Source organism: Streptomyces sp. NPDC048353, from assembly GCF_055587165.1.
Genome location: NZ_JBVJGU010000003.1, coordinates 308,982 through 317,112, shown reverse-complemented (window position 1 = coordinate 317,112; position 8,131 = coordinate 308,982). Strand labels below are relative to the sequence as shown.

Annotated in this window: 7 protein-coding genes; all 7 read right to left on the bottom strand. The window is 76.1% G+C overall.

Features of this window, described 5'->3' with window-relative positions; all coding sequences use genetic code 11:
* Window positions 1–466: protein phosphatase 2C domain-containing protein (locus ACZ6RC_RS11840; protein ID WP_469581404.1), on the bottom strand; the 466-nt coding region annotated here is incomplete at its 3' end.
* Window positions 463–1,239, bottom strand: a complete 777-nt coding sequence (locus tag ACZ6RC_RS11835; RefSeq protein WP_469581401.1) for a vWA domain-containing protein — start codon at window positions 1,237–1,239, stop codon at window positions 463–465. The genes ACZ6RC_RS11835 and ACZ6RC_RS11840, both read right to left, overlap by 4 nt.
* Window positions 1,236–1,433, bottom strand: coding sequence for a hypothetical protein (locus tag ACZ6RC_RS11830; protein ID WP_469581398.1), 198 nt, complete (start codon window positions 1,431–1,433; stop codon window positions 1,236–1,238). The genes ACZ6RC_RS11835 and ACZ6RC_RS11830 overlap by 4 nt, the downstream gene beginning before the upstream one ends.
* Window positions 1,434–1,577: 144 nt before the next feature.
* On the bottom strand, window positions 1,578–2,738 hold the full coding sequence (locus tag ACZ6RC_RS11825) for a macro domain-containing protein (protein ID WP_469581395.1): 1,161 nt from the start codon (window positions 2,736–2,738) through the stop codon (window positions 1,578–1,580).
* Window positions 2,739–2,868: 130 nt separating this feature from the next.
* A complete protein-coding gene (locus ACZ6RC_RS11820) occupies window positions 2,869–3,534 on the bottom strand; it encodes an RES family NAD+ phosphorylase (protein ID WP_469581392.1) in 666 nt (221 codons plus the stop codon).
* Window positions 3,534–4,442, bottom strand: a complete 909-nt coding sequence (locus ACZ6RC_RS11815; protein ID WP_469581390.1) for a hypothetical protein — start codon at window positions 4,440–4,442, stop codon at window positions 3,534–3,536. The genes ACZ6RC_RS11820 and ACZ6RC_RS11815 overlap by 1 nt, the downstream gene beginning before the upstream one ends.
* The gene (locus ACZ6RC_RS11810) at window positions 4,439–7,972 is read right to left on the bottom strand and encodes a CHAT domain-containing protein (protein ID WP_469581387.1); all 3,534 of its coding nucleotides are present in this window, start codon (window positions 7,970–7,972) and stop codon (window positions 4,439–4,441) included. The genes ACZ6RC_RS11815 and ACZ6RC_RS11810 overlap by 4 nt, the downstream gene beginning before the upstream one ends.
* Window positions 7,973–8,131 lie beyond the last annotated feature (159 nt).

Sequence of the window (8,131 nt, the reverse complement as noted above, 5' to 3'; positions counted from 1 at the left end):
CCCCCGCCGGTCCCGTGCTCCCCGCGGGCGCTCCGCCTCCCGCCGGTCCCGTGCTCCCCGCGGGCGCTCCGCCTCCCGCCGGTCCCGTGCTCCCCGCGGGCGCTCCGCCTCCCGCCGGTCCCGTGCTCCCCGCCGGTTCCCCGCCCCCCGGCGGTGCGACGGCGTCCTCCACGGCCCGGGCCGCGCGCAGGAACGTCTCGACGGTGCGGGCGCCCCGGTCCGCGGTCCAGCCGGTCCACTCCTCCGGCCCCGCCGACCGGTCCGGCAGGCCCGCGGAGAGCACCCGGCAGGCGATGTCGACGGCCAACCGGGCGCCCAGCGCGGCCCGTTCACGGCTGCCCATGCCGTCCGCGACGGCCAGGACCACGCCGCCGCACTCCGTCTCGACCGCGCGGAAGGCGTCCTCGCAGCCCCGGCCCGCGGCGACGTGCGCGGCGCCCGTCACCGAGGCTCCCGCGACGATCACAAGCCCTCCTCCAGCCGCTTCATCCGTGCGCGGCGCGCAGCCAGGTCCGCCACCTGCCGATGGATGTCGTCCACGTCCCGCACGGCGCCGACCCGGTCGGAGCTCTGGAAGAACAGGTCCAGGATCTGGCCGAAATCCAGGGTGTCGAGCATCAGCGCGGCCTGGGGTGCGAGCACCCGCAGCAGCCCGAGATCCGCCCCCCGGACCCCGACGGCCTGGAAGACGCACTCGCCCCGCTCCTCGCCGAGCCGCAGCGCCCGCGCGGTCGCGGCGAGCGCCCATGCGTCCTGGGGCCGGCCCTCGGCGTCGCTGGGAGCGCCGTCGGTCAGCACCCACAGGAACGGGCGCCGCACCGGCACCCTGCGGTCCTGGAGGGCGCGGTAGCGCTCCCGCGCCAGGGCGAGCGCGGTCTCCACGGCGTCGGTCAGCCGGGTCAGCCCGCCGGCTCCCAGCCGGGGCGGCCGCATCCGGTCCACCGGCACGAAGAGCCGTTTCGACGGGACCGACTCCACCGGGACCAGGCACTCCTGCCCGGGGTCGTACGCCTGCACGTGCGAGTCGAAGGTGATCAGGCACACCTCGATACGGGAACGCAGCCGGGGCTCCGCCCGCACCCCGTCGAACCAGTCGACGAGGGCCTTGTTCAGCTCGTCGATCCGCGGCCGCTCGGCGGGGCGGCCCATCGAGGCCGAGGTGTCCAGGAGCAGCACGACGGGCTGCCGCTCCTCGTATCCGTACCCCTCGCCGTGTCCGGCGTCCGGCGGGGCGCTCACGCGTCGGACGCCGGACCGGGAAGGGCGACCAGTCGGCCGCCCGCGGGGTCGTGGCGCACCTCGACCTCGGCCCCGGGCGCCAGACCGCCCGGCCGTACCCGCACGCGCAGCAGGACCCCCTCGACCAGGACGTACCCGTCCGGGTCCGGCCAGGTCGTCAGCCGTCCGACGGCACCGTGTGCCCACCGTTCCATTCCCCCGTCCATATGGATCACAGTAGGTGACCCTTCCTCAATTCACTTCCCCTATCGCGGAATTGAAGATCCCAGCGAAGTGGCGAGGCCGCCCGGAGTCCCTGTCACGAGTCCCCCGCTCTCCGGCCGGCCCGCCACCTCCAGTCAACCGGACCGGCCGGTCGTGGACGGGTCGCGGGCAGGTCGCGTTCCGGTCAGGAGACGTTCGAGCACCCCCGCGGCCGCCGGGCCGCGGACCACGAAGTGGAGCTCCCAGGCCGCGCCGCGCGACAGTTCCGCCTCCACGGCCGGCCAGAGCGCGGCGATGCTCGCCCGGTACGGAAGACCGCCGCGGCCCGCCCCGAGGAGCGGGAAGCACACCGAGCGCAGAGGAGGGTCGAAGCGGGCCGACTCCCGCGCCAGGCCGGCGAAGACCTGGGTCGCGGCGCGGGTGACATCGGCCGGCAGGACGTCGTAGTCGTTCGTCCCGGCGCGCGGCACGGCGACGGCGGCGTGGTAGATCCGCCGCACGCCCTGCGCGGCGAGCGCCCCCGTCCCGGTCGCCGCCACCGTCCCCGGCAGCACCGGGCGGCCCGATGTCCCGTGGTGCGCCTTCCAGTGGAGCAGCTCGTCGTGGACCGGGTCGTCGAGCATGTCGCCCGTCACGCCCCGGAGGCTCGCGGCGCGGCGGAGGGAGGCGGAGACGGATGACTTGTACGGCTCGGGCAGGGCGAGGTGCGTATTGACGGGGGAGACGACCACGTCGACGTCGCGGAGCAGGTCCACCGGATGGACGTGCAGGGTGAGCCGCACGGTGCGCCCGCCGGCCCGGACCTCCAAGGACCGGTGCGTCCGGGGATCACCCTCGGCCGCGGGCGACGCACCGGCGCCGGGGCGAGTGCCCGGCGTGCGTCCGCCGTCGGCGCTGCCCGGGCCCCTCCCGCCGCCGTACGCGAGACCCGCGCTCCCCGCGATGACCCCCGGACTCCCGGTGGCGATCCCCGGGCCCGATCCCACCGCCTCCGCGGGCGCCGGGGCGTCGAGCAGCCGGGCCACGGTCTCGGCGACCTGGCCGAGCACCATCACCTCATGGGCCTTGCGGAAGCGCTCGACACTCACGCCGTACACCTCGGCCGCCCGCCGTCGCCGGTCGGCCGCGGGCCAGTCGCGCGTGCCCTGGGCCAGCCCCAGCGTGTACTCGGCGGCGGTCCGCAGCGTGCCCGCGTCGAGCAGGGCGACGGCCAGCCGGAGCAGCCCTTCGACCGTGCCGTCGGGCGAGCGGGCCTCGGCCGCCCGTCGCAGCTCCGGCAGCGCGAGTCCGTGCATCCGGACCACCCCGGCACGCCGAACGGCCCTTAGTTCGACGGCGACTGACGACGGGTCGGTGATCGGCGGCATGGCGGCCACCCTCGCACCGCGCTCGTCCACCGACAAGCGTTTTCCGGCCCCTACCGCCTCACTCCGGCCACGGGGGCACCACCGCCGCGCGCAGCGGGGCGAGCAGCCGGTTGACCTCCGCGACACCGGCCGGCGAGCCGAGGTCCGTACACCCGCCGTCGTCCGCGGCGGTCAGCGCCTCGGCGCCGCAGCGGTCCTCGAAGAGGACGGAGGCGAGCCGGGGCCGCAGCCGCCTCGACTGCCACACCAGCCCCATGGCGCCCGGCTCCTGGGCCCGCATCTCGCTCGCCCAGCGCCGGGTCTTCGCATAGCGGTCCCCCTCCGCTTCGAGCAGCCACGAGTCCTGGCAGACCGCGGCCAGGTCCTCCTCCGTGATCAGCGAGATGAGCCGCAGGTCCACCCGCGTCCGCAGCCGCGTGAGGGCGCGGCCGCGCACGGCGGCGTACGGGACGAGCCGCAGACCGGTCCCGGTGTCGAAGTCCAGGGACCGCAGCAGCGTCTCGGCGAGCGCGGTGGCGGGGTCGGCCGCCACGTAGAGGTACGAGTACGGGTCGAGCGAGGTGCCGTCGAAGCGGTTGCCGCCGAAGTGCGCGTCGACGGTGACCGGGTTGAACCGCTCGGCGGGACGCTTGACGCTGTGCACCCGCCACAGCTCCGTACCGGCCGGCAGGACGTGCTCGTGGGGCCGCATCGTGTACGCGGCGGGGGAGACGTTGCCCGGCATCAGTCGGCCTCCACCAGCGCGCGGGCGGCACCGGCGAGCACCTCGTCCGGCAGCTCACCGAGGAGGGAGGCGGGCGGTCCGCCGAGCCAGCTGTTGCGGCTCAGCCACCAGTCCGCCGCGCCCCAGGGGTCGATGTCCGCGAGCAGCAGCCGGTTGATGCGCAGGACGACGGGCAGCGGACCGCCGGTGCCGGCGGTCCCGCCCGCGAACTGGAAGGCCGGGTAGCGGGTCCCGTGCACCGGATCGGCCAGCCGGATCAGCTCGCCCGGCGGGGACGCGCCGTCCTGCCGGGCCCGAAGCTGCCGGGGCCCGAGCGCGGGCGCGTCGAGCAGCCGGCGCCGGACCCCCGCGATGATCTGCTCGGGGGTGAGGGGCGCCGGGGCTTCCGGGCCCTCACCATTCCTCGCGGTTGCGGGCGCCTCGGGGGCCTCGGGTGCCTCCGGGACCTCACCAGTCCCCGCGGTCTCGGATGCCCCCGCCGCCTCCGGGACTTCACCAGCCTCCGCCGCCCCTGGGACCTCCCCGGTCCCCGCGGCCTCCACCGCCCCCAGGGCCTCACCAGCCCCCGCGTTCCCCGCCGCCTCCGGGCCCCCTTGCGGCCCCAGAGCCCCTGCCCCCGCGAGCCGGGCCAGCAGGTCCCGGGCCAGGACGGCCGTCTCGGCGTCGGGAACGCCCCCGGCGAACCGCACGCCGTCCAGCGCCCGCCGCACCTCGTGCTCGTGCGGCAGCGCCACGAGAGCCAGCCGGACGCCCTGGAGCGCCCGGCGCTGGGCCCGGACGTCCTGCCCGGCCGCCCCGGCCAGTTCCCGCAGCCGGGAGACCAGCACCTCCCGCTGGCCGGTGTCGAGGGCGGCGACGATGTTCGGCCAGTGCCGTCCGAGGAGTTCGAAGAGTTCGGTCGTGTTCATCGGCGCAGCGTCCTCCGGCCCATTCCGGGATGCCCCTGGTGGATGAAGGCCGCCCACACCGGAAGCCGGTCGAGGCCCGGGCGCTCCATCTCGCGCCGCAGCTCCTCGCCGAAGCTCGGCGGCGCCGTACGGTCCGGGTCGAGCATCCACATCTGCGCCCCCCGGAGCGCGTCCGCGGGGCTGAACCCCTCGACCGCCACGAAGTGGTGGAAGACCGCCATCATCACCGCCGACGCGCCGTCCTGGGTCGTCCACCGCGACCCCACCACGTCCCGCGCCCCGCTCGCCACGAACGCCGTCGTCAGGGTCAGCGCCTCGTCGTGGTCGCGGGTGCTCAGGTCCGTCTCGCAGGCGCTCAGAACAACCAACGGCCCGTCGACGGCCGGCCGTTCCCCCGCCGTGTGGTCGAGGAGCCGGGTCACCGTCAGCATCCCGAGGTCCGGCTCGGCGCCCCGGCCGCCCCGCTCCCGAGGCAGGGTCTCGCTGTCGCCGGGGAAGGCGAGGTGCAGCGCCGACGCCGTGGGCCGTACGCCCGCGGAGCCGTGCGAGGCGACGTGCAGCAGCGACACCGGACGCGGGCCCCCGAGCAGCCCCAGCAGATCGTCGGGCGTGCCGGCGGCGACCGGCTCGGCGGGCGGATCGTAGAACTCGCCGAGGAGCCGGGCCTCCGGATAGAACGAGGCGTAGAGCGCGGTGGCCTCGCGCTCGGCGTGGGTGAGGTCCATGCGCGGATCCGCGACCAGGGCCGGGGCCGCGCCGGGCGCCCGCCGGTTCCGCTTCACCGTCCGCAGGAACTGCCCGCCCGACGCGGCGTAGCTGATGACCATGACCTGGCAGGCGTAATCCTGGGGCGCGGCCGCCGGGAGCCGGGCGGCGTGCCACGGTACGACGCCGAGGCGGCCGCACGGCACCAGGACGATCCGGGGCCCGCCGGGCCGGCCGCGGCGCCGGTCCTCGTTGGCCGCCAGGCGCTGGGCTACTCCCTGCAGGACGTGCCCGAGGGCCGCCTCGAACGCCCAGTCGCACAGCGCCGACAGCGCCGTCTCCCACGCCTCCTCGGCCTCGCGCAGGGCCGCGCGCTCCGCCTCCGGATCGTCCGCGGCGCGGGAGGTGTCGGCTGCCTCGCGCAGCCGTCGCGAGCGGACGGACGCCGCTTCGAGGTAGTCGTCCAGGGGGCGGCTTCCCGGCCCCGACATCAGCGGCAGTTGGAGCACGCCGGTCCCGATGTCGGGACCGATCAGCACCGCCATGCCGGGGTGCTCGCCCGTGCCGGCGAGGAGGTAGACCAGGGCGTCCGCGTCGGCGTCGGCGAGGCCCGCCTGGAGCTCCGCCACCGTCGGCGTGGTGAAGAGGCCCTGGCCCTGCTCGCGGTAGCCGAGCGCTTCGAGCGCCTGCCGGCGCAGGCTGCTCGGCAACTCCCCGGGAAGGACGTCGGCCGGGGTGCCGTCCGTCGTCCCGTCGGCCGCCCCCGCGCCGTTCGCCGTCCGCCGTCCCGCGCTCCAGCTCCGCCACGCGGCGGCGGTGTCATGCCGCCCGCGGGCCTCCAGGAGTTCGGGGACGGCGGCCGCGGTGGAGGCCGCCTGGAGGACGAGGGCGCGGCCCAACTCCAGTGCTGCGACGGTCTCCTCGACCTTCGCGTTGCGCGCGGACCAGAGCGCGGCCTGGACCCCGCGGTCCGCGCCGGAACGCGCCGTCGTCAGTCCGTGCTCGGAGCCGAGCTGGAGGACGACGTCCGCCGCCAGGGCGTGCAGCCCCTCCATCGCGGTGCCGGTGGCCGCCGCCTGGTCCTCCAGGTTCCGGCGCGCCCAGCGGGTCTGGTACACCTCGGCCAGCTGCCAGAGGGCGTCGGCGGCGAAGTAGTGCCGTTCGCCCCGCCGGACGGCGGAGCGGACGTGCTCCAGCTCCGCGATGGCGCCCTCCAGATCCGCCATGTCCTGGGTGAGGCGGTAGCGGGTGACGAAGGCCAGCGCGGCGATCCAGTGGTCGCCGGTCGGCGCGTCCGGTGAGGCGGCGAGGTCGCCCTGGAGCGGCTCCGGGTCGGAGGTGAGGGCGGCGCGCATGCTCCGTACGTCCGCGGCGAGGGTCGGGAACATCGCGCGCATCGACGCGGGGGTGTTCTCTCCCGACGCCAGCGCCTCCTCGTGACGGGCGAGGCCCCGCAGCTGCTCGGCGACGTCCTGGGTGAGCCCGCCGCGCGTCTGGTGGGCCGTGCCCAGGACGATGAGGACCAGGGACCGGAACATGTGGTCCGGAGGCGTGGCGGCCTCCATCCGCGCCAGCTCCTCGACGACGGCGTCCACCGCGGCCAGGTCCCCGGCCTCGGCGGCCTCGCTCTGCCGGGTGAGCAGGGACAGGCACCGCAGGGGGAGCATGAGGCCTTCAGGATCCCCGGTGGCGACGAGCGACTCGCCGAGGTCCGGGACGTCGGAGCTGAGCCTCCGGGCGGTCTCCTCGTCCACGAGGGCACCGCCGACACCCCTGCCGACGCTCATCACCGCGCCGAGCGCGGACGCGAGGACCGGCCGGAGCTCGTGGTCGGGCGGGAGCGAGTCGTACGCCCCGCGCAACCGTCGGAGGGTCTGGTCCAGGACCTCCGGGTCGCCCCGCCTGTACGCCTCCAACGCGGTGAGGAGTGCGGGCATCATGGCGCCGACGGCGCGGGTCGTCCCCTCGTCCTCGGGCGTCGGGGTGCCGCTTTCCGCGCCCGGCCTTCCGGCGTCCGCTGTCGTCGTGGTGTCGCTCTCCGCGCCCGGCCTTCCGTCGTCGGCAGGCGTCGGGGTGCCGCTCTCAGTGGCCGGCCTCGCGTCGTCCGCGGCGGCCCGGGGAGCCGGGGCGGTGGCGCGCGAGGTCGTGTCCACGTCGGGTATCAGGTCGGCCAGGGCGGTGAGTTCCTCGCGGTACCGCGAGTCGGCCGGGAGGCTCGCGAGGACCCGTGCGATGCCTCCCGCCTCGTCCATCCGGTCCAGGGAGGTGAAGACGGCGGCGGCGTTCTCGAGCTGCTGCCGGGCTTCGGGGGGCAGGGACGAGGCCAGCCCCTGGACGTCCGCCAGCATCGCGCGTATCTCCTGCGCCGCGGCCACCACCTGCCCCGTGCCCAGCCGGTCGTGCATGGCGAAAGCATCGGAGATCCGGGGCGCCTCCCCGAATGACCCACCCATCTCCGCGACAGGCAGGGCGAGTTGGGCGAGGAACATGGCGGCCCATCGCCGGTCGGCCTCGTCCGCCCCCGCGCCGTCCTCACGGGTGGCCTTGAGTATCCGCCGGGCCTCCTCCCGGTCCTCCGGCGCCCCGCCGGCCGCGAGGTAGCGCAGCGCCAGCGCGACCCCCAGGCGTACGGAGATCTTGGTCCGGAGGGAGTCGTCGTGGTACAGGGCGGCCTCGAGCTGACGGAGTTCGGCCACGCAGCCGTCGTACTCCTCCCGCGGAGGCGGCTGTTGCCCCTCGCGGGGCAGCAGCTTCGCCGCCCGCTCGGTCGCCGCGGTCACCCACGCCTGGAGCCCCCGCAGCCCCCCGCTCTCCGCCTCACCCATCCGTCCCCGCTCCCTGAGCCGCCGCTCGCCCCGTCGACGGCCATGATGACCGCGCGAGCAGATGGCGGACCGTCGAATCCCGACACTGACCGGAATTCGCCCAGGAGACGCCCAGCCGGGACGGACCTGTCAGGGGCCCCGACCCCGTCACCCGAGACC

What these genes read in the sequence shown, in the direction of transcription:
- ACZ6RC_RS11830 (WP_469581398.1), bottom strand. Translation starts at nt 1,433, where the DNA reads ATGGAACGGTGGGCACACGGTGCCGTCGGACGGCTGACGACCTGGCCG.
- ACZ6RC_RS11825 (WP_469581395.1), bottom strand. Translation starts at nt 2,738, where the DNA reads ATGCACGGACTCGCGCTGCCGGAGCTGCGACGGGCGGCCGAGGCCCGC.
- ACZ6RC_RS11820 (WP_469581392.1), bottom strand. Translation starts at nt 3,534, where the DNA reads ATGCCGGGCAACGTCTCCCCCGCCGCGTACACGATGCGGCCCCACGAG.
- ACZ6RC_RS11815 (WP_469581390.1), bottom strand. Translation starts at nt 4,442, where the DNA reads ATGAACACGACCGAACTCTTCGAACTCCTCGGACGGCACTGGCCGAAC.
- ACZ6RC_RS11810 (WP_469581387.1), bottom strand. Translation starts at nt 7,972, where the DNA reads ATGGGTGAGGCGGAGAGCGGGGGGCTGCGGGGGCTCCAGGCGTGGGTG.